Source organism: Arthrobacter sp. 05N428_2, assembly GCF_056397065.1.
This window is the reverse complement of sequence record NZ_JBFTMR010000014.1, coordinates 37,631-57,318: the sequence shown is the minus strand read 5'-3', so window position 1 is coordinate 57,318 and position 19,688 is coordinate 37,631. Positions and strand designations below refer to the sequence as shown.

The following is a 19,688-nucleotide window of genomic DNA, read 5'->3' as shown; positions in this document are numbered from 1 at the left end:
CGGTGCACCGTTGGCTGCAGTGGAATTTCGCTCACGTCTCGAACGGAATCCGGCCGGGAAAGCGGAAGATTGCACCCTTGCTCCGATCACCAGTGTGGCAATTCATAGGCGCCCAATCGTTGACCGGGCGGGTAGCATACAGCCTATACAACTTCAGCCTGGCGCCCCAGCGTCTTGCGCGAACTTTATGCGTGGTAGCCGGACGTCAAGGTGGTGAAGCGGTTGATGTCCATTCGGGGAGCAATCGAGAAGGTGATGTGTTGGATAATGGCACTGCCGGCCAAGTACCCATGACGGGGAAATTCCGGCGTTTTTCGCGGCGGGAATTCCTTTTCGTGTCTAGCGCAACGATTGTACTTGCAGGTTGCGGGGAAGATTCCTCTACGCAGGCCCCCGCCAAGGATTTCACTATTGCAAGCCTGCTCGGTACCACCCCGTTCTATATAGCTCATCGCGGGTCTGGAGACAACTGGCCGGAACATACTGCGCTGGCCTATTCAGCGGCAATCGCCTACGGCGTCAAGGCCATCGAAGTCTCCGTCAGCGCGACGTCTGACGGCGTTTTGGTTTGCCACCATGACACGAACACGCTTCATTTGACCGGCCACGATCAGGAAATTTCCCAACAGACTTATGCCTCAATATCAGAGCTCCGCAATGATGCCCGGCAGTGGCTCGGGCCGGCTTCGGCCCCGCAACCCATTCCCAAATTAGAGGATATCCTGGACGCCCATGCCGGCACACATGTCATCTTCATCGAAGATAAACAGGGGACAAACACGAAGGCACTGCTGGACCTCATGGACCGTTATCCGGACTCCACGAGTCATTTTGTGTGGAAACAGCCAGCCTCCTCCACAACGCGGGTGGAGGCCGCGGCCCGTGGCTACAAGACCTGGGGTTACTTCCTTGATGGCAGCAGCGCCACGTACGCCAAATACGCGCCGAATTTTGATTATCTAGGTTTGTACCATGCAGCCACCGACGCCGAGGTAACCGGGCTGCAGGTGTTCGGTAAGCCAGTGATCGTGTGGGAAGTTCACACGCGATGGATGCGGGACCGACTGCTGGCTTTGGGTGTTCGGGGGCTCATGTGTTCCAACATTCCATATGTGACAAAGGATGTACCACTCGCCAAGTCTGACTCCTTTGCCTCCGGCAACCGGGGCGCAGGCGATTTGCCGTGGACTATCAACTGGAAGCTGCAGCCGAAGATTCAGCCCGACAGCGGATCCATCAGGATGGACGACGGTTCCGACTTCAGTTACTCAATGGGGTCGCTGTGCCCGATTTCGGCGGACACGTATTCGATCGACTTTCAGGTCAGATGGGCTGGGCCAATCCCCCGGAATGCAGGCCAGATAGGTGTCGCCTTCGCTTTGCGGGACGACCGTCCTTACCTGCCCAACGTCCCTGGCACCTCGGGCGGATACCATCTGCTGATCAACGACGCCGGAAAAGTCGAGCTCTACCGCCGTGCGGAAAACGGAACCGCGCCTGAAGTCATCGCATCCTCAGACACTCCCGCCCCCCAGGAGGGGCAATGGTTGCAATTTTCGATCCGTGTGACACCCGCGGAGATCCAATGCTCGCGGTTGGACGGCGGTCAGCAGACCCTCGCCGTTGCGGACACCACTCACAGGGGCGGCTACATCATGCTCTGCAAGGCTCATGACGGGCAAGAGCCGGTGGAGTTCCGATCGATCTCAGTTTCGCGATGATGCCTAGGTACGGGACCGTCCCGCTGCGTGGCGGGCGCGTGCATGCAAAGGAAGGAACGTCGCGTCAGGTTGGCACCGCAGTGCGAGACCAGGGCGTTCCTCGGGGAGCCGGGCAAGTAACACAAGGCCGTCGCTCCTGCCACGCGTACCAGCCGCCAATCCGTGCGGTACTTTTGATCCTGTGCTGATCTCTGACCGCGACATTCGCGCCGAAATCGATTCGAACCGGATTGTACTGGAGCCGTTCGACCCCGAGATGGTTCAACCGTCGTCGGTGGACGTGCGGATTGACCGTTTTTTCCGGCTCTTCGACAACCACAAGTACGCCCATATCGACCCGTCCGAGGACCAGCCCGAGCTGACCCGCCTGGTCGAGGTCGACGCGCAGGAGCCGTTCATCCTGCACCCGGGCGAGTTTGTGCTTGGCTCGACCTATGAGACCGTCACCCTGCCGGACGACATCGCCGCACGGCTTGAAGGTAAGTCTTCGCTGGGCCGGCTGGGGCTGCTGACGCACTCGACGGCGGGGTTCATCGATCCGGGGTTCTCCGGCCACGTCACCCTGGAGCTGTCCAACATGGCGACCCTGCCGATCAAGCTCTGGCCTGGCATGAAGATCGGCCAGCTGTGCTTCTTCCGGCTGAGCTCGGCCGCCGAACACCCGTATGGCTCCGGTGAATACGGCAACCGCTACCAGGGGCAGCGCGGCCCGACGGCCAGCCGTAGCCACCTTAATTTCCACCGCACCAATATTTAGCGGTCTGGCAGTTCCCTCAGGGCTCTGTCCCCTGAGGACCTCCTGAGGACCTCCCCTGAGGGCAGTCCCCTAACCGGCGGGACGGAACGGCAGGGGCGCCCGCCGGGCCGGGCGGCGCAGCACCCGCATGATCGGCTCCACGAACCGGGCCGCCAGCGGACCCATGACGGCCATGATTAGCACGTAGGCGGTGGCCAGGGCGGCGAGGTCGCGGGGCACCACGCCGGAAGCCACCGCGAGCCCGGCGATCACGATGGAGAATTCGCCGCGGGCAATCAGGGCCGCTCCGGCACGGAGGCGCCCGGGAACGGCAACCCCGGCCCGCTTGGCCGCCCAGATTCCGGTGATCATCTTGGTTCCCGCAGTCAGGACGGCCAGGATCAGAGCCCAGCCGAGCACCGGGGGGATGGACGTCGGATCCGTGTTGAGGCCGAAGACCACGAAGAAGATTGCCGCGAACAGGTCGCGCAGGGGCTCGAGGATCCTGGTGGCGTTGTGTGCGGTGGCGCCCGAGATAGCAATTCCGAGCATGAAGGCGCCCACAGCGGCGGACACCTGCATGGCGGCGGCCAGGCCCGCGACGAGCAGCGCTGCGCCCAGCAGGTTGAGCAGGAACACCTCGGAGTTTTCGCTGTGGACGGCCTTGGACACGTGGTGGCCGTGGCGCAAGGCAACCACCAGCACCAGGGTGACGACGGCGAGGGAGATCCCCACGGTCTGCAGGCCCACCAGGAAACTGACCCCGGCCAGCGTGGCGGTCAGGATCGGCAGGTAGACGGCCATGGCCAGGTCCTCGAAGACCAGGATGGACAAGATCACCGGCGTCTCGCGGTTACCGATCCGGCCCAGGTCGGTGATCACCTTCGCGGCGATGCCGGACGACGAGATGTAGGTAACGCCCCCCATCACCATCGCCCCCACCAGGCCCCAGCCCAGTAACAGCGCCAGCCCCGCCCCCGGCAGGAAGTTCAGCAGCAGGTCAAGCACGCCCGCCTGCCAGGAACGCCGCAGACCGGTGACCAGCTCAGCGGCCGTATATTCCAACCCCAGCATAAGTAGTAGCAGGATGACGCCGATTTCGCTGGAGAGATGCGCGAATTCGTGCATCCCTTCAAGCTTGACCATGCCGCCCGCCCCGAAGAACAGGCCGCCGACCAAGTAGAGCGGGATGGGTGACATGCCGATCCGCCCGGCCAGCCTGGCCAGCAGGCCCAGGCAGAACACGACGGCCCCCAATTCGATGAGGGTCAGGGCGAGCGGATCCATGCCGCTTATCCGTTGCGCAGGATGCCGGCTGCCGTGTCCAGGCCCTCTTGCGTGCCCACGGCCACCAGGAGGTCGCCGGGATGCAGGACGACGTCGGGGCCCGGCGAGGGGAGTACCTCGCCCTCACGCATGATGGCGACGATCGACGCGCCGCTGCGGGTCCGGATGCAGGCCTTGCCCATCGGCTGGTTTTGGAAGGGGGAATCCGCGGCGATCGAGAATTGCCGGGTGACGATCCCGGGCACTTCCCGGTGGGCTTCGGACAGCTGCATGGCCAGCCGCTGTCCGCCCAACAGGTTTCCGAGGGCCGCCGCCTCGTCGGCGGTCAGCGGGATGGATGCCTGGCAGGTGTCCGGATCGTCCCAGGTCGAGACGATCAGCTCGGTCTGGCCCTCCCGGTATTCGACCACGCCGATCCGGCGTCCCGAGGCGGTCATGAAGTCCTTGCGCCGGCCCAGGCCGGGAAGGTCTGTTTCATCCACATTCATGTCTTCAGCCTAGTGTGCCGTCGGAGTTTTCGGTGCCGTTCAGGCTGCGGGCACCACGGCGATGTCCGTGTTGCCCGGCGACTTGACGGGCAGCATGACCAGCAGCCCGGCCAGCAGGACCACCATGATGCCGAGGATGCCCCAGCGCTGCGCTTCGCCGGGGGCAACGAAGGGGGTCGCCACCGTGATGCACAGGGTGAACAGCGCGGGCGCCAGGAAGCTGACCGCCCGGCCGGTGGTGGCATAGAGGCCGAATAACTCGCCGGATTCACCGTGCGGGGTGAGTCGGGCGAGGTAGGCGCGGGACGAGGACTGGGCCGGACCCACGAAAAGACAGAGGAATAAGCCGAACACCCAGAACGTCATGCTGCCCGACCAATCCATGCCGAGGAAGGAATATTTCCCGTTCCCCAAGGCCAGCAGGGCGCTGCCGGCCACCAGCAGGCCGATCAGCGAACCGATGATGACCGTCTTCGGCCCGATCCTGTCATCCAGGAATCCGCCCATCAAAGCCCCGGCAGCGGCGACTACGTTGCCGAAGATGGCGAAGAAGATGACCTGTTTGAGATCGAAGCCGAAGGTGCCTGCGGCGATGATCCCGCCGAAGGTGAACACCGCCGCGAGCCCGTCCCGGAAGATGGCACTGGCCAGCAGGAAGAAGATGGTGTGCGGGCTGGTTCGGTAGATGGCGCGGATCCGGCGCGCCAGGAGGGCGTAGGAAGCGAAGAACCCCAGTCTGGCCTGCCTGGCCTTGGGTACTTCCGGGACGGCGAACATCACGGGTACCGCGAAGACAAGGAACCAGAGCGCGGAAAACACCGCTACGAGGCGGATGTTCAGGCTGTCCTGGGTGGACGCCCCGAACCACTCAATGCTGGGCTGCACGAAGAGTTGCAGCACAATCAGCAGCGCCACGATGCCGCCGAGGTAGCCCGCGGCCCAGCCGAAGCCGCTGACCTTGCCGATGTTCGCGGGTGTGGAGATCTGGGCCAGCATTGCGTTGTAGTTGACGCCGGCGAATTCGAAGAAGACGTTGCCAAGCGCGATCAGCGTCACGCCGAGAAGCAAGAACTCCGGCCGCGGGAAAACGAAGAAGCAGAGTCCGGTCAGCAGTGCTACGGCGCCGGTGTTGACCCCGAGCCAGAGTTTGCGCCGCCCGCCGCTGTCCGAGCGTTGGCCGGTGACCGGGGCCAGCAGTGCGATGGCAGCCCCGGCGACGGCGAGGGCGGAGCCAAGGACCGCGGAGGCCTCGTCTTCGCCGCCGAACGCTTTGGAGGTCAGGTACACGGTAAAAACGAAGGTGGTCATGACGGCGTTGAAGGCCGCGGAACCCCAGTCCCAGGCGGCCCAGGCCAGGATCCTGCCCTTGTTGCTGACGGCGCTGCCGGACTCGAGCTCCGAGGCCGGATGCGTGGACTCGGGGGCGGGGGCGGAGTTCATAGGCTGATAGTAGCTGTCCGTAGGGACGTCACTGGCCAAAGAATTTGTGCACGCTTGGTAAACTAGACGCACTGAACCTAACCTATGCCCCGCCTGCTCCAACTTTGACCATCGAATGCCTGACGTTGCGGAGATACCAGTGATCACAGTCCTTGCCGTGCACTTCGCGGTGGCTGCTGTGGCGCCGTTACTCTTCCGCAGGCTCGGCAGGAACGCGTTTTACGCGCTGGCGGCGGTGCCCGGCGGATCGTTCGTCTGGCTGGCCCTCCAGCACGGGGCGGTGTACTCCGACGCCGGTGCCGTTGCGGTGGTCATGCCGTGGGTCCCGCAGCTCCAGCTGGAGCTGGCCTTCCGGATGGACGCCCTGGCCTGGGTCATGTCGTTGCTGATCCTGGGCGTCGGCGCCTTGGTCCTCGTGTACTGTGCGCGGTACTTCAAGAACAAGGACAGCTATCTCGGCGGCTTCGGCGCCCAGCTGCTCGCCTTCGCCGGGGCGATGTTCGGGCTGGTCACCGCCGACGACCTGGTCTTGATGTTCATCTTCTGGGAACTCACCACGGTGCTGTCCTACCTGCTGATCGGCTACGCCCGCACCAGGCTGTCGGCCCGCCGTTCGGCATTGCAGGCACTGGTGGTGACCACGGCCGGCGGCCTGGCCATGCTGGTGGGGCTGATCATGCTGGGGGCCGCCGCAGGAACCTACCGGATTTCTGCGATCCTGCAGATGGCGCCCGAGCTGGTGGCGGGACCCGCCGCCGCGGCGGTGGCAGCCGCCGTCGTGCTCATTCTGGTCGGTGCGATCACCAAGTCCGCGCTGGTCCCGTTCCACTTCTGGCTCCCCGGTGCGATGGCCGCGCCGACGCCGGTGAGTGCCTACCTGCACGCCGCCGCCATGGTCAAGGCGGGCATCTACATCGTGGCGAGGCTCGCCCCCGGGTTCGCCGAGACAACGTTCTGGCTCCCGGTGGTGCTGGGCCTGGGGCTGGCCACCATGCTGGTGGGCGGCTACCGCGCCCTGCGGCAAACCGACATCAAGCTCATCCTCGCCTACGGCACGGTCAGCCAGCTGGGCTTCCTGACTATGGTGGTGGGCCTCGGCCAGCCCGACGCGGCGCTCGCCGGCCTGGCCCTGCTGTTGGCGCATGGACTCTTCAAGGCCACCCTGTTCCTGGTGGTCGGTATCATCGACCACCAGGCGGGGACCCGCGACATCCGCAAGCTCTCCGGCGTGTACCGGTCGTCCCGTGCCTTGGCGGTAGTGGCGGCCGTCGGTGCCGCCTCGATGGCCGGCGTGCCGCCGCTGGCCGGATTCGTGGCCAAGGAGTCCGTGTTCGAGGTGTTCGTTCACCACTCCGGCTCCGGCTTCTGGGGGCCCGTCATCCTGATCGGCGTGGTGTTGGGCTCGGTCCTGACCTTCGCCTACAGCGCCCGTTTCATGTGGGGCGCCTTCGCTTTCAAACCGGGTGTGTCCGCTACCCCGTTCAAGGCCATCAAGCCGGGCTTCCTGGCCGCACCCGCGGTGCTCAGCCTGCTGACCGTGCTGTACGGCGTGTGGCCGGCGCCGGTGGACGCCTGGATCCAGCCGTACGCGGCACTGTTTGTGCCCGGCGGCGGGGACGCGGAGGCCCCAGCCGGGCACTCCGCCGCCGGGCCTTTGGCCCTGTGGCACGGGTTCACCCCGGCGCTGGGTCTGACGGCGGTCACGTTCGCGCTGGGGCTGGCGATGTTCTACGGCCGGAATGCTGTCTCCCGAGCCCAGGGCCGGGTGCCGGGCTGGGTCGACGGCGACCGCGCCTACCAGCTCACCATCGGCGCCCTGGACGACGCCGCGGTCTGGGTCACCGGCCGCACGCAGCGTGGTTCGCTCTTCTTCTACCTGGCGGTGATCCTGACCGTCGCGTTCGCCCTCCCGCTCACGGCGCTGCTGCTGGCCAACAAGCCACTTCCCGGCAACCTATACTTCGTGGACCCCGGCTCCCCGCTGCAGCCGGTCGTCGGCGTTGGCATCGTGATCGGTGCGCTCGCCGCGGTGCGGGCCAACAAACGGTTCCTGGCCGTGCTGATGGTGTCGGTCACCGGCTACGGAATTGCGTTGATGTTCGCGCTTCAAGGCGCCCCGGACCTCGCGTTGACGCAGATGCTGGTGGAGACCATCATCCTGGTGGCGTTCGTGCTGGCCATGCGCAGCCTGCCGGCCGAACTGCGGGACCGTACCGGCGGCAAGTACCGCGTGATCCGGGTAATCATCGGGGCGGCTTTCGGGATCACCATGATCTTCGTGGCGATCCACGCCCTGGGGGCCCGGGTGGCGACGCCGGTCTCGCTGGAGTTCCCGCACCTGGCCTACGAGGGCGGCGGAGGAAAGAACATCGTCAACGTCACCCTCGTGGACATTCGGGCCTGGGACACGTTCGGGGAGATCTCCGTCCTGGCACTCGCCGCCACCGGCGTCGCCAGCCTGATCTTCGTCCGCGGCCGCGGCGACCGGATCCGTCCGTCCTCGTCCGTGGCCGCGGGCACCGTCGGGCGCCGCACACCGGTGACCGCCCACACCAGGGACCGCGCGGCGCTGGCCATGAGCCGCCGGTTTGCGGCGTCCACCCGCGACGCGTGGCTCGTGGCCGGGCGGACCCTGGCCCCGGAACGCCGCTCGATCATCTTTGAGGTCGTCGCCCGGTTGATCTTCCACTCGATGATCGTCTTCTCCATCTACCTGCTGCTGGCCGGCCACAACCTTCCGGGCGGGGGCTTCGCCGGCGGCCTCCTGGCCGGACTGGCGCTCGCCGTCCGCTATCTCGCCGGGGGCCGCTTCGAACTGCGCGAAGCGACCCCGGTCAGCGCCGGAGCGCTGCTGGGGATCGGGCTCGCCACGGCCGCGGCGTCCGGAGTGGCGCCGCTGCTGCTCGGCGGACAGGTCTTTCAGACCGCGGTGATCGAGCTCTGGCTGCCGGTCTTCGGCGACATCAAGTTCGTCACCTCCACCATCTTCGACATCGGCGTCTACATCGTCGTCGTCGGCCTGGCCCTGGACGTGCTGCGCAGCCTCGGCGCGGAGATCGACGAGAATTTCGAAGAACAGCACGAGGGGTGGCCGGAAGAACCCGCTGCCGGGCTGGACTCCGAAGGCCTGCCGGCCGAATCCACCGCAAAGGGGAGCCCATGAGCGTCAATCTGACCCTGCTGACGGTCATGGGCGCGCTCTACGCCTGCGGCATCTACTTGCTCCTGGAACGCAGCCTCACCCGGGTGTTGCTGGGCTTGATGCTGCTGACCAATGCCACCAACCTGCTGATCCTGACCACCGGCGGCTACGCGGGCCTCGCCCCGTTCTTCAACAAGGACACCGCCGCCGGGGACTACAACGACCCGCTCCCGCAGGCGCTGATCCTGACCTCGATCGTGATCTCCTTCGCCGTCACGGCTTTCATGCTGGGCATTATCTACCGCACCTGGGTGCTGGCCAGGCAAGACGAAATCCAGGACGACGCCGAGGACCGCCGCGTGGCGGCGACCCCCAGCTTCGACGCCGAGGACGACGCCGAAATTCCGGTGGAAACCTCGGAGTTCCCCCTCGTGGCCAGCGCCGGCAACGACGAGGCCGGCACCGACGACGAGGACACCGTGCCGGCCGGCGCCCGCCGGATTCCGGTCGCGGCCGCGGCCGCCGAAGAACAACCCGGTTCCCGCCACATCAGCCCCGACCAGGAAGGAGGGCCCAAGTGAACATCGCCAGCTTCGCCCCGCTCGCCGTCGTCCTCCCCATCCTGGGTGCCGCCCTGGCCTTCCTGCTGATCCGGAATACCCGGGCTCAGCGGACTGTCAGCATCGCGATTCTCTCGCTGACCCTGCTGCTGGAATGCTGGCTGCTGGCCTCCGTCTGGGAGGGCGGCACGGCGGCGGTGAGCATCGGCGGCTGGCTTCCGCCCTTTGGCATCGTGATGGTCGTGGACCAGTTCTCCTCGCTCATGCTGGTGGTGTCCTCGGTGGTCAGCCTCGCCGTGTTGATTTACGCCTCCGGCCAGGGCATGGCCGACGGCGACAGCGACGCCCCGGTGTCGATCTTCCACCCCACCTACCTGATCCTCGTGGCGGGTGTGTCCAACGCCTTCCTCTCCGGGGATCTCTTCAACCTTTACGTGGGCTTCGAGATCCTGCTGACCGCCAGTTATGTGCTGATGACCCTCGGCGGGACCGGTCCCCGGATCCGTGCCGGCGTGACATACGTGGTGGTCTCCGTGGTGTCCTCCGTGCTGTTCCTGCTCGCGATCGCGATGATTTACGGCGCCACGGGGACGATCAACATGGCGGACCTGGCCATCAAGCTGGCCGGCCTCGACGAAGGCACCCGGAACCTGCTGCACGTCCTGCTGCTCGTGGCGTTCGGCATCAAGGCCGCCGTGTTCCCGCTCAGTTTCTGGCTCCCGGACTCCTATCCGACGGCGCCGGCTCCGGTCACCGCCGTGTTCGCCGGCCTGCTCACCAAGGTGGGCGTCTACGCGATCGTCCGCACCGAGACGCTGCTCTTCCCGGGCGACTCCTTCAACACTCCGCTGATGGTCGCGGCGTTATTGACCATGGTGGTGGGGATCCTCGGTGCCCTGGCGCAGAGCGACATCAAGCGTCTGCTCTCGTTTACCTTGGTCAGCCATATCGGCTATATGGTGTTCGGCCTGGCGATGTCGTCCGTGGCGGGGCTGGGGGCCGCGGTGTTCTACGTGGCCCACCACATCACCATCCAGACCAGTCTGTTCCTCGTGACCGGCCTGATCGAGCGCCGCGCCGGGAGTTCCTCGGTGGACCGGATCGCCGGCCTCGCCAAGCTCTCGCCACTGCTGGCCGTGCTGTTCTTCGTGCCCGCCATGAACCTGGCCGGCATCCCTCCGTTCTCCGGCTTCCTGGGCAAGCTCGGTCTGTTGCAGGCCGGCGTCGCGCTCGGCACGCCGCTGGCCTACGCCTTGGTGGCGGGCGGCGTGCTGACCAGCCTGCTGACCCTCCTCGCCATCGCCAGGGTCTGGAACCGCGCCTTCTGGCGCAAACCCGAAGACGCGGAACACCCCGACCCGGTACTGCTGGCCTCGCCCGAGGCCCTGGCCGCCGGTGCCGACGCGGGGCAGCGGGTGACCCTGCTACCGCGGACCATGGTGGGTTCCACGCTGGGCCTGGTGCTGTTCGGCGTGGCGTTGACGGTCTTTGCGGGACCCCTCTTCGGCGTGGCCGGGCAGTCCGCCCAGGAAATGTTGGGCCGGACCGCGTACATCCAGGCCGTGCTGGGTGAGGACGCGCCGGTTCCGCCGATCGCCCAACCGGCGCAGCAGGAGGGCGGCAAATGACCCGCAAGCGGATCTCCCTGCGCCAGGAACTGCCCCTCCTGGTCTGGCTCGTCATCGTCTGGGGCGCCCTCTGGCAGGATTTCAGTGCCGGCAACCTACTCTTCGGGGCGCTGATCGCGGTGGCGGTGGCCCGGCTGTTCTATCTGCCGCCGGTGGAGCTGGGAGGCCGCTTCAACGTGTTGCGCGCCGCACGCTTCGCCGCAGTGTTCCTGGCCAAAGTGGTGGCAGCCAGCTTCCAGGTCCTCTTCCTCGCCGTCGTCCGCGGGCCGCGGGTGATCAGCGCCGTCGTCGCCGTCCCGCTCCGGAGCCACTCCGACCTGCTGGTGACTGCCACCGGGCACGTCATCTCGCTGATCCCGGGATCCCTAGTGGTGGAGGTGGACCGCTCCACGTCCACGCTGTACATCCACGGCATCAACGTCCGCAACGCCGAGGACGCGGCCAAGCTCCGCAATGAGGTCCGCGACACCGAAGCCGGGCTGATCCGGATCATGGGCACCCGGGCCGAACTGTCCGCACTGGAGCAGGAGGTGGGCGCATGATGCAGCTCGTCCTGACCGTCACCGCCGTCGTGCTCTCGCTCGCCGCGGCCGGCGCCATCATCCGCATCGCCAGGGGTCCCTCGCTACTGGACCGCGTGCTCGCCGCCGACGTGCTGCTGGCCATCCTGGGCGCGGCGCTGTGCATCGATATGGCCGTAAACCGGCACCTGAACAACCTGATGCTGCTGGTGGCCATCTCGCTCATCGGCTTCGTCGGCTCGGTGACCGTGGCACGCTTCGTCGCAGATCGGAGGAGGCACCCCAATGAGTCCTGAGACGTTTTCCGCCGACGCCGTGATCGATGCCGTCTCGGCCGTGTTCATGGTGGTCGGCGCGCTGATGTCACTCGGCGCGGCCATCGGCCTCCTGCGGTTTCCGGACCTGATGACCCGGATGCACGCCGCAACCAAGCCCCAGGTGCTGGGATTATTCCTGCTGCTCTGCGCGGTGGGACTCCAGTTGCGCACCTGGTGGGTGTGGCCGGTGCTGGTGGTGGCGTGGATATTCCAGCTGCTCACGGTGCCCGTCTCGGCCCACATGGTGGGCCGGGCCGGCTACCGTACGAAGCACCTGCATCCGGAACTGCTCAGCGCCGACGAGCTGGAGGCCGTGGTGCAGCAGGCCGCTGGCGAACGCGGATTCACCGACGACGAGTGAGAAGCCGCCAGCGCCCCGGGTGAAGCTGACGAGGCCTGGCTGCTCTTGGCGGCGCTTCGGGTCGCCTGGCGGGCCCGGTCTACCTTGCGCCGGGTTGACGGCACGCCGTGTGGGGGCACTTTGACACAGTCACGCCGCTGACTAACCCCGGCGGTCTCGAAATCCATGCAAAGTGCCCCCGGGCGGGTTGCTACATTCCCGAACGGCCCCGGATGACGGTGCGCCGTGGACGCGCCCTAAACCATGCGCCTTAGACCAGGTCCTGGGTTTTGGCGAAGCGGGTGACCGCGCGCTGCGTGCCGCGGTTGGCGAGGACCTGGATAACTGCGCTGACCGAGGCTGAAATCAGGGCGAAGGTCAGGGCCGAGCGCAGCGTGGTGGGAACGTCGTCGTCGTGACCCTTGGGGGGCTTGTTGCCCGTGGTCTTTTCCCAGACGGTGTCGACCATCTTGGTGCCGACGAAGCCAGCGAGCAGACTGATGCCGGTGCCAAGCAGTTTGATGATGATGTTCATACTTCGTGCTCCTAGCGGGAGGAAACAGGGCTGACCCTAGCCTAGCGTTCCGAGCGGCCGAGGATTTCAGACAAGGCCTCGACCACCAGTTCGTGGTCCGCTTTCTGCGGCAGCCCGGAGACGGTGACGGTGCCGACGACCCCTGTTCCGCGCAGGTAGATGGGGAACGAACCGCCGTGGGCCGCAAACTCCTGCTGGTCGAACCAAGCGTTGTCCTCGATCCGCCGGCCGGCAGCGCGGGCCCGCAGGCCCACCAGCAGCGACGGCACCTCATACCGGACGGCGGTGCGCTGTTTGGCCCTGATCCAGCGCTCGTTGTCCGGAGTAGCGCCCTCCAGGGCCGCGTGGAAGAGCACCTGCTCCCCCTTGGTGATGTCGATGGCGATCGGGTGGGAGCGCTGCCGGCCGAGTTCGACCAGGAGGAGCCCAAGATCGAGGGCGTCGTCCTTGCTGAAGGTCCGGAACTGCAGTTCCGCGATTTCGGTCAGGATGCGGCCAATGAGCGCGCCCAGGGACCCGGGCGGCTGGGGTTCCGCGGAATCCGGGTCATAGTCGGGGCCAGGAACTGGTGCGTCGCTCATGGGATTCAGCTTCGGTTAGGCGGCCGCCGCTGCGCAACCCCAAGTAGCTCGCAGCTGTTGTCGTTATGAGCGCTCAAAACGACACCAACTGCGATTCAGTTGGGGGCCCGGCGGGTGTAAACTGGCCCAGCCCACAAGGGTGATTTTCAATACGACAGGGGAGCGCCGCCGTCGGGCATCACTGGAGCAAATCCAGGGAAACCGCAGGTGGGCGCTGAGAGTGCGGACAGCCGCAGACCCTCGAACCTGATCCGGTTAGTACCGGCGCAAGGGAGTCGAGTTCTCGGGGTGCCCGGCATCCGCGACGAAAGTTGCGCCGCGGCCGGAGCGCCCTCCCCTCCTGTACCTCAGGAGGACGACATGACGGATATTTCTGCGAAGCAGACACTGACCACCGGCAAGTACAGCTGGCGCGTGGTCGACATCGTGCTGGCGGCGTTGATCGCTGTTGCCGGCGGCGTGATTTTCTGGGCCTGGGATCAGGGGGCCAACTTGGTCTCCGTCCCGGTCAACGCGGTCTACCCGCCACTGACCGGGCTGTATGCCGGCGGCTGGATGATCCCGGCGCTGCTGGGCATGCTCGTGGTCCGCAAACCGGGCGCGGCGCTGTTCTGTGAAGCCGTGGCTGCCACCGGCGAGTTGATCATGGGCTCGCAGTACGGCACCACGGTGCTCATCTCCGGCATTCTGCAGGGCCTGGGCGCCGAGTTGGTCTTCGCCGCGTTCCTCTACAAGCGGTTCAACCTGCCCGTGTCCCTCCTGGCCGGTGCCGGCGCGGGCTTGTTCTGCGGCCTGAACGACTCCTTCCTGCCCTGGGGCTGGAACATCGCCTACGAGGCCGGTGACAAGCTCGCCTACATCGTCTTCTGCGCCGTCTCTGGGGCCGTGATCGCCGGCGGACTGTCCTGGCTGGCCACCCGGGGCCTGGCCAGGACCGGGGTGCTCGCGTCTTTCGCATCCCGTAAGGCGGCATCGGAACCAGTGTTCTCCTGATGCCCGCACACGCATGAGAACTTTCGACGACGTCCGGCCGGCCGCGATCACCGCCCGGGGCTGGGGCTGGCGGCACGCCGGACGGCCCCGGCCCGCCGTCAGCGGGCTGGACCTGGACATCCGCCCGGGCGAGCGGGTGCTGCTGCTGGGCCCCTCCGGTGCCGGCAAGTCCACGCTGTTGCACGCCCTGGCCGGGGTGCTGGGCGACAACACCGCCGCGGGCGCTAGTGATGACGACGAGGACTCCGATGAGACCGGCAGCCTGCTGATCGACGGCGCCCCGCCCCGGGCCCGGCGCGGCCGGGCGGGGCTGATGCAACAGGACCCGGAAACCCAGGTGGTGCTGTCGCGGCTTGGCGACGACGTCGCCTTCGGGGCGGAAAATCTTTCCGTGCCGCCGGCGGACATCTGGCGCCGGGTGGCGGAAGCGCTCGACGACGTCGGGCTCGCCGGCCTGCCGCTGCAGCACCCGACGTCGGCGCTCTCCGGCGGCCAGAAGCAAAGGCTGGCGCTCGCCGGGATCCTCGCGATGCGGCCGGGGCTGCTGCTGCTGGACGAACCCACGGCCAATCTTGACCCGGCCGGGGTCCTTGAGGTCCGCGACGCCGTCGGACGCTGCCTGGACAAGACCGGGGCCACCCTGGTGGTGGTGGAGCACCGCGTCGCCGTCTGGAAAGACCTGGTGGACCGGATCGTCGTGCTCCAGCCGGGAACCGCAGCCGGCACGGAGCCCGCCGTGCTGCTGGACGGCTCGCCGGACCAGGTCCTCGAACAGGCGCGGGACATGCTCATCGCCGCGGGCGTCTGGGTTCCCGGCTACGTGCCCGCCACCCGGGCCCGCCGCGGGGCTGGCGCGGGAGCCGGGCCGGCGCAGCTGCTGCTGGCCGCCGAGGAGCTGGCCGTGTCCCGCGAACGCCCCCGCCGCACCGGTTTGCTGCGCGGCTTCAGCACGGTGCCGCCCACGCCGGTGCAGTCGGGGATCACGGCCCAGGTCCGCGCCGGGCAGGCGCTGACCGTCACCGGCCCCAACGGTTCCGGGAAATCGACCTTCGCCCTAACCCTGGCCGGTCTGCTGGCGCCGGTCGCGGGCTCGGTGTCCGCCACCACGGAGCTGAGCGCGGGCGCGGGCATCGATCCGTACAAGTGGAAGGCCCAGCAGCTGATCGCCCGGATCGGCACGGTGTTCCAGGAACCGGAGCACCAGTTCGTCACGGGCCGGGTGCTGGACGAACTGACGTTCGGCCCACGCCAGCTGGGCCGCGGCGAAGAGCGGGTGGATGAGCTGCTGGAACGTTTACGCCTGACGGGCCTGGTGGACGCCAACCCCTACACGCTCTCCGGCGGCGAAAAGCGGCGGCTGTCCGTGGCCACGGTGCTGGCTGCCCATCCGCAGGTGCTGGTGCTGGACGAACCCACCTTCGGCCAGGACGCCAACACGTGGGCGGAGCTGGCCTCCTTCCTATCCGAGCTGCTGGACGCAGGGACCGCCGTGGTTTCGGTGACCCACGATGCGGAGTTCAGCCAGGTCCTGGGCGGGGCCGAATTGCACCTCGACGCCGCGCAACCCGGACTGCCCGGCCGGACGACGCCGGGGGTGGCGGCGCCATGAGGAACGCCCTGACCCTGAACGGAAACACCGCGCTGCTGACCCGCGCCAACCCGTTGGCCAAATTCTCCGGCGTCCTGCTGATCACCGTGGTGCTGGCGCTGTCTATTGACTGGGTGTCCGCGTCCGTGGCCCTCGGCTTCGAACTCCTGCTGTTCCCGCTCGCCGGCCTGACCCTGGGCCTGCTCTGGCAACGCGGCTGGCCCCTCATCCTCGCGGCGGCCGTGGGCGGCTGGAGTACCGCGATCCTGGCGGCTGACCGCGGAAGGATACTGCTCGACGTCGGCGTCTGGTCGATCAGCGAAGGATCGCTGCAGCTCGGGGTGGGATTCCTGCTGCGCGGCCTCGCGATTGCCCTGCCGGCAGTCCTGCTGATGAGCTGCACCGACCCGACGGACCTGGCGGACGCGCTGGCCCAACAGGCGAAGCTGCCGCACCGCTTCGTGCTGGGCACCCTGGCCGCGATGCGGCTGGTGGGACTCATGGCGGAAGAATGGCAGACCATCGGCATGGCCCGGCGGGCCCGCGGCGTGGGCTCGCACGGCAACCCGGGCCAGCGGCTGAGGGCCATGCTGGGGCAAAGCTTCGGGCTGCTGGTCCAGGCGGTCCGCCGTGCCTCCCGGCTCGCGGTGACCATGGAAGCGCGCGGCTTCGGCGGCGCCCAGCGGACCTGGGCGCGGAAAGCGACGTTCAGCCGGCTGGACGCGTGGGTGGTGCTGGGCGGGCTGCTGATCGCCGGAACCGCGATGGCATCGGCCATCGGCGCAGGGACCTGGAACATGGTGTTCCTGGCGCAGCAGTAGGGCCCGCTCCGGCGTCGAGCTGCGCTATATACCGGGCAAGATACCGCACGGGATATAGCACGATATATCGCACGAGATGATTATTCTGTGAGCTTGACTGCAAATGGCGCGCTCCGAGGGGGCGAATAGCTCATCCGTGATATTTATTGACTATGACTCAACAGACTGCTGAATACGTTGGCGCCGTGCTCCGGGATGCCCGCGGCGAGAAGGGCTGGACCCAGGGACGGCTGGCCGCCGAGCTGGGAACCAGCCAGAGCGCGATCGCCCGGATGGAGCAGGGCAAGCAGAACTTGAGCCTGAAAATGATCCAGCGGCTTGAATCGATCTTCGGCCGCAGCATCGTCAAGGTCGGCCGGCCGCAGATGACCCACCTCCGGGTCGAGGGCGGCCGCACCCTCTCTGGCGCGGTGGACGTCAACAGCAGCAAGAACGCCGGCGTCGCCCTGCTGTGCGCCAGCCTCATCAACCGCGGCACCACCGTCCTGCGGCGGCTGGCACGGATTGAGGAGGTCAACCGGATCGTCGAGGTACTGACCAGCATCGGCGTCGAATGCACGTGGCTCAACGCGACCGACCTGCAGATCCGCCGCCCCGCGGTGCTGGACCTCGACTCGATGGATGTCGAAGCCGCGCGCCGCACCCGCAGCGTCATCATGCTCCTGGGCCCGTTGCTCGATGAGTCCAGCCAGTACCGGCTGCCCTACGCGGGTGGCTGCGACCTCGGCACCCGCACCGTGCAGCCGCACATGCAGGCGCTCCGGCAGTTCGGACTCAGTGTCGAGGCGAAGTCCGGTTTCTACAGCGTCCAGGCCCCGCCGTCGGACGGCCTCGACCGGACCTTTGTGCTGAGCGAGCGCGGCGACACCGTGACCGAGAACGCGATCATGGCCGCCGCCCACCGCTGCGGCAGCACGGTTATCCGCAATGCCAGCCCCAATTACATGGTCCAGGACCTCTGCTTCTACCTGCAGATGCTGGGCGTCCAGATCGACGGCGTGGGCACCACGACGCTGAAAATCGTCGGCCGCCCGTCCATCGACGCCGATGTCGAGTATTTTCCGTCCGAGGACCCGATCGAGGCAATGAGCCTGATCACCGCCGGGATTGTGACCAACTCGGAAGTCACGATCCGCCGGGTCCCGATTGAGTTCATGGAGATCGAACTGGCCACGCTCGAGCAGATGGGCCAGCAACTGGAGGTCTCCGCGGAATATGTCGCCCGCAACGGCCGCACCAGGCTGGTGGACGTCACCACCAAGCCCTCGGACCTGCGGGCCCCCGAGGACAAGATCCACCCGATGCCCTTCCCCGGCCTGAACATCGACAACCTGCCGTTCTTCGCCGTTATTGCCGCCAACGCGCACGGCCAGACGATGATTCACGACTGGGTGTATGAGAACCGGGCCATCTACCTGACCGAGCTGAATAAGCTCGGAGCCCAGGTCCAGCTCCTGGACCCGCACCGGATCTACGTCAACGGGCCCACCAAGTGGCGGGCGGCGGAAGTCGGCTGCCCGCCGGCCCTGCGCCCGGCCGCATGCCTGCTGCTGGCCATGCTGGCCGCGCGGGGCGTGTCCGAACTGCGCAACATCTACGTGATCGAGCGCGGCTACGAAGACCTGGCCGAGCGGCTCAACACCATCGGCGCGAAGATCGAGTATTTCCAAGACTGAATCGCCTGAGCCTCGGGTTGGGGTAGCGCGCCGGGACGGGTGCTGAGGACAATAGGTGCATGCGCACCTTTGGCGTCGAGGAGGAGCTCCTGATCGTGGACCCCGCCACCGGGGTTCCGTTGGCGCTGGCCGATGCGCTGTTGCGCGGGTTGAAGCCTGCGCCCGACGTCGAACCGTCCCCGACGTCCGGCGCGCCTGCGCCCGACGTCGAGCAGTCCGCCGCGGCGGAACCGGCTCACGAAGAGTCGAGCTTCAGTTTCGAGCTCAAGCTGGAGCAGATTGAGACCCAGACGGCGCCGTGCCTGGATTACGGCGGGCTGCTCCATCAGATCCGGCAGTCCCGCGCCTTCACGGACCAAGCCGCCCGCGTCCTCGGCGCCCGGGTGGCCGCCTTGGCCACGTCGCCCCGGGCATCCACCACCCACACGACGCCCAAGCCGCGGTATGCCAGCATGCAGCAACGCTTCGGCCTCACCGTGCGGGAACAGCTCACCTGCGGCTTCCACGTCCACACCAGCATCGGCTCCCCTGAGGAAGGCGTGGCAGTCCTGGACCGGATCCGCGACAAACTGGCGGTGTTGATTGCGATCAGCGCCAACTCGCCGTTCTGGAACGGTACGGTGACCGGCTTCGAAAGCTACCGCACGCAGGCGTGGAACCGCTGGCCGGCGGCCGGGCCCTCCATGATCTTCGGCAGCGTGGCAATGTACCGGCGCGTCGTTTCCCGGCTGCTGGAGACCGGGGTGCTCTTTGACGAGGGCATGGTCTATTTCGATGCCCGGCTGGCCCGCTATCACCCCACCGTGGAGGTCCGGGTTGCGGACGTCTGCCTGCGCGCGGAGGATGCCGCGCTGATCGCCGTGCTGGTGCGCGCCCTCGTGGAGTCAGCCAGCCGGGAGTGGCGCGACGGCGTGGATCCCGCTCCGGTGCCCACGGTGCTGCTGAAGATGGCGGCTTGGCAGGCCAGCAACTGCGGCTTGCGCGGCAAGCTGCTGGACTTCGGGAGCTTCCGGCCGGCGCCGGCGGCCGAGGTGGTGCACGCGCTGGTGGAGTTCCTGGCGCCCGTCCTCGCCGAGCAGGGGGAACTGGAGCTGGCCCGCCGCGGCGTGGACCGGATCCTGGCGAACGGTACGGGTTCACAGCTGCAGCGGCAGGCACTCCGCGCCCCGGGGCTGGACAACCCCGCCGACGACGCCGGCCTGGCCGCCGTCGTCGCCCACGCCGTGCGCGTCACGCTGCGCGGCGCCGACGCCGACACTGCTGCGGAACCGGCCCCGGTGCTGTCACGGGTGCGCCGTGGCTAGGCCTGGCCGC

18 protein-coding genes and 1 riboswitch are annotated in these 19,688 nt (G+C 67.2%); of the genes, 13 read left to right on the top strand and 5 right to left on the bottom strand.

What is annotated here, in order from left to right; genetic code table 11:
* The first annotated feature begins 257 nt into the window (after positions 1–257).
* Together AC1DGI_RS14815 and dcd are read left to right on the top strand one after the other, a co-directional pair.
* A complete protein-coding gene (locus AC1DGI_RS14815) occupies positions 258–1,721 on the top strand; it encodes a glycerophosphodiester phosphodiesterase (protein WP_476899382.1) in 1,464 nt (487 codons plus the stop codon).
* Positions 1,722–1,902: 181 nt separating this feature from the next.
* Complete coding sequence (gene dcd / locus AC1DGI_RS14810) at positions 1,903–2,478, top strand: dCTP deaminase (protein ID WP_476899381.1); 576 nt, start codon at positions 1,903–1,905, stop codon at positions 2,476–2,478.
* A 69-nt stretch (positions 2,479–2,547) separates the two neighbouring features.
* On the opposite strand, the gene AC1DGI_RS14805 is transcribed toward dcd, so the two are convergent.
* Genes AC1DGI_RS14805 through AC1DGI_RS14795 form a run of 3 tightly spaced genes read right to left on the bottom strand, consistent with a single transcriptional unit; the run spans position 2,548 to position 5,672 of the window.
* A complete protein-coding gene (locus tag AC1DGI_RS14805; protein WP_441402044.1) occupies positions 2,548–3,744 on the bottom strand; it encodes a cation:proton antiporter in 1,197 nt (398 codons plus the stop codon).
* Between the two features lie 5 nt (positions 3,745–3,749).
* On the bottom strand, positions 3,750–4,232 hold the full coding sequence (locus AC1DGI_RS14800) for a cation:proton antiporter regulatory subunit (RefSeq protein ID WP_138768089.1): 483 nt from the start codon (positions 4,230–4,232) through the stop codon (positions 3,750–3,752).
* A gap of 39 nt (positions 4,233–4,271) precedes the next feature.
* Positions 4,272–5,672: an MFS transporter gene (locus AC1DGI_RS14795; RefSeq protein WP_441402043.1), complete on the bottom strand. Its 1,401-nt coding sequence runs from the start codon at positions 5,670–5,672 to the stop codon at positions 4,272–4,274.
* Positions 5,673–5,811: 139 nt separating this feature from the next.
* On the opposite strand from AC1DGI_RS14795, the gene AC1DGI_RS14790 reads away from it, so the two are divergent.
* Genes AC1DGI_RS14790 through mnhG form a run of 6 tightly spaced genes read left to right on the top strand, consistent with a single transcriptional unit; the run spans position 5,812 to position 12,201 of the window.
* A complete protein-coding gene (locus tag AC1DGI_RS14790; protein ID WP_476899380.1) occupies positions 5,812–8,835 on the top strand; it encodes a Na+/H+ antiporter subunit A in 3,024 nt (1,007 codons plus the stop codon).
* Positions 8,832–9,395 carry a Na(+)/H(+) antiporter subunit C gene (locus AC1DGI_RS14785; protein ID WP_476899379.1) on the top strand — a complete coding sequence of 188 codons (564 nt, stop codon included), beginning with the start codon at positions 8,832–8,834 and terminating at the stop codon, positions 9,393–9,395. The genes AC1DGI_RS14790 and AC1DGI_RS14785 overlap by 4 nt, the downstream gene beginning before the upstream one ends.
* Positions 9,392–11,002: a Na+/H+ antiporter subunit D gene (locus tag AC1DGI_RS14780; protein ID WP_476899378.1), complete on the top strand. Its 1,611-nt coding sequence runs from the start codon at positions 9,392–9,394 to the stop codon at positions 11,000–11,002. Before AC1DGI_RS14785 ends, AC1DGI_RS14780 begins: the two co-directional genes overlap by 4 nt.
* Complete coding sequence (locus AC1DGI_RS14775; RefSeq protein ID WP_476899377.1) at positions 10,999–11,544, top strand: Na+/H+ antiporter subunit E; 546 nt, start codon at positions 10,999–11,001, stop codon at positions 11,542–11,544. Before AC1DGI_RS14780 ends, AC1DGI_RS14775 begins: the two co-directional genes overlap by 4 nt.
* Positions 11,541–11,819 carry an MrpF/PhaF family protein gene (locus tag AC1DGI_RS14770; protein ID WP_476899376.1) on the top strand — a complete coding sequence of 93 codons (279 nt, stop codon included), beginning with the start codon at positions 11,541–11,543 and terminating at the stop codon, positions 11,817–11,819. The genes AC1DGI_RS14775 and AC1DGI_RS14770 overlap by 4 nt, the downstream gene beginning before the upstream one ends.
* Positions 11,809–12,201 (top strand): monovalent cation/H(+) antiporter subunit G, encoded by a 393-nt coding sequence (mnhG, locus tag AC1DGI_RS14765; protein ID WP_476899375.1) that lies wholly within the window; start codon positions 11,809–11,811, stop codon positions 12,199–12,201. The genes AC1DGI_RS14770 and mnhG overlap by 11 nt, the downstream gene beginning before the upstream one ends.
* Before the next feature lie 250 nt (positions 12,202–12,451).
* Here mnhG and AC1DGI_RS14760 read toward each other — a convergent pair whose 3' ends face one another.
* Together AC1DGI_RS14760 and AC1DGI_RS14755 are read right to left on the bottom strand one after the other, a co-directional pair.
* Complete coding sequence (locus AC1DGI_RS14760) at positions 12,452–12,715, bottom strand: DUF4235 domain-containing protein (protein WP_441400685.1); 264 nt, start codon at positions 12,713–12,715, stop codon at positions 12,452–12,454.
* A gap of 41 nt (positions 12,716–12,756) precedes the next feature.
* Positions 12,757–13,296 (bottom strand): heme-degrading domain-containing protein, encoded by a 540-nt coding sequence (locus tag AC1DGI_RS14755; protein ID WP_476899374.1) that lies wholly within the window; start codon positions 13,294–13,296, stop codon positions 12,757–12,759.
* Positions 13,297–13,442: 146 nt separating this feature from the next.
* A riboswitch (TPP riboswitch) is annotated at positions 13,443–13,587 on the top strand.
* Positions 13,588–13,656: 69 nt separating this feature from the next.
* Here AC1DGI_RS14755 and AC1DGI_RS14750 point away from each other — a divergent pair.
* From AC1DGI_RS14750 to AC1DGI_RS14730, 5 genes are all read left to right on the top strand, one after another.
* A complete protein-coding gene (locus AC1DGI_RS14750) occupies positions 13,657–14,289 on the top strand; it encodes an ECF transporter S component (RefSeq protein ID WP_441400689.1) in 633 nt (210 codons plus the stop codon).
* A gap of 13 nt (positions 14,290–14,302) precedes the next feature.
* Positions 14,303–15,898, top strand: a complete 1,596-nt coding sequence (locus AC1DGI_RS14745) for an ABC transporter ATP-binding protein (protein WP_441400691.1) — start codon at positions 14,303–14,305, stop codon at positions 15,896–15,898.
* Complete coding sequence (locus tag AC1DGI_RS14740; RefSeq protein ID WP_441400693.1) at positions 15,895–16,698, top strand: energy-coupling factor transporter transmembrane component T family protein; 804 nt, start codon at positions 15,895–15,897, stop codon at positions 16,696–16,698. The genes AC1DGI_RS14745 and AC1DGI_RS14740 overlap by 4 nt, the downstream gene beginning before the upstream one ends.
* Before the next feature lie 152 nt (positions 16,699–16,850).
* Positions 16,851–18,374: a UDP-N-acetylglucosamine 1-carboxyvinyltransferase gene (locus AC1DGI_RS14735; protein ID WP_476899373.1), complete on the top strand. Its 1,524-nt coding sequence runs from the start codon at positions 16,851–16,853 to the stop codon at positions 18,372–18,374.
* Positions 18,375–18,433: 59 nt separating this feature from the next.
* Positions 18,434–19,678 carry a glutamate--cysteine ligase 2 gene (locus tag AC1DGI_RS14730; RefSeq protein WP_476899372.1) on the top strand — a complete coding sequence of 415 codons (1,245 nt, stop codon included), beginning with the start codon at positions 18,434–18,436 and terminating at the stop codon, positions 19,676–19,678.
* The last annotated feature ends 10 nt before the right edge of the window (positions 19,679–19,688 follow it).

Coding starts and splice junctions, on each gene's coding strand:
- AC1DGI_RS14805 (WP_441402044.1), bottom strand. CDS start 3,744: ATGGATCCGCTCGCCCTGACCCTCATCGAATTGGGGGCCGTCGTGTTC.
- AC1DGI_RS14800 (WP_138768089.1), bottom strand. CDS start 4,232: ATGAATGTGGATGAAACAGACCTTCCCGGCCTGGGCCGGCGCAAGGAC.
- AC1DGI_RS14795 (WP_441402043.1), bottom strand. CDS start 5,672: ATGAACTCCGCCCCCGCCCCCGAGTCCACGCATCCGGCCTCGGAGCTC.
- AC1DGI_RS14785 (WP_476899379.1), top strand. CDS start 8,832: ATGAGCGTCAATCTGACCCTGCTGACGGTCATGGGCGCGCTCTACGCC.
- AC1DGI_RS14775 (WP_476899377.1), top strand. CDS start 10,999: ATGACCCGCAAGCGGATCTCCCTGCGCCAGGAACTGCCCCTCCTGGTC.
- AC1DGI_RS14770 (WP_476899376.1), top strand. CDS start 11,541: ATGATGCAGCTCGTCCTGACCGTCACCGCCGTCGTGCTCTCGCTCGCC.
- mnhG (WP_476899375.1), top strand. CDS start 11,809: ATGAGTCCTGAGACGTTTTCCGCCGACGCCGTGATCGATGCCGTCTCG.
- AC1DGI_RS14760 (WP_441400685.1), bottom strand. CDS start 12,715: ATGAACATCATCATCAAACTGCTTGGCACCGGCATCAGTCTGCTCGCT.
- AC1DGI_RS14755 (WP_476899374.1), bottom strand. CDS start 13,296: ATGAGCGACGCACCAGTTCCTGGCCCCGACTATGACCCGGATTCCGCG.
- AC1DGI_RS14750 (WP_441400689.1), top strand. CDS start 13,657: ATGACGGATATTTCTGCGAAGCAGACACTGACCACCGGCAAGTACAGC.
- AC1DGI_RS14745 (WP_441400691.1), top strand. CDS start 14,303: ATGAGAACTTTCGACGACGTCCGGCCGGCCGCGATCACCGCCCGGGGC.
- AC1DGI_RS14740 (WP_441400693.1), top strand. CDS start 15,895: ATGAGGAACGCCCTGACCCTGAACGGAAACACCGCGCTGCTGACCCGC.
- AC1DGI_RS14735 (WP_476899373.1), top strand. CDS start 16,851: ATGACTCAACAGACTGCTGAATACGTTGGCGCCGTGCTCCGGGATGCC.
- AC1DGI_RS14730 (WP_476899372.1), top strand. CDS start 18,434: ATGCGCACCTTTGGCGTCGAGGAGGAGCTCCTGATCGTGGACCCCGCC.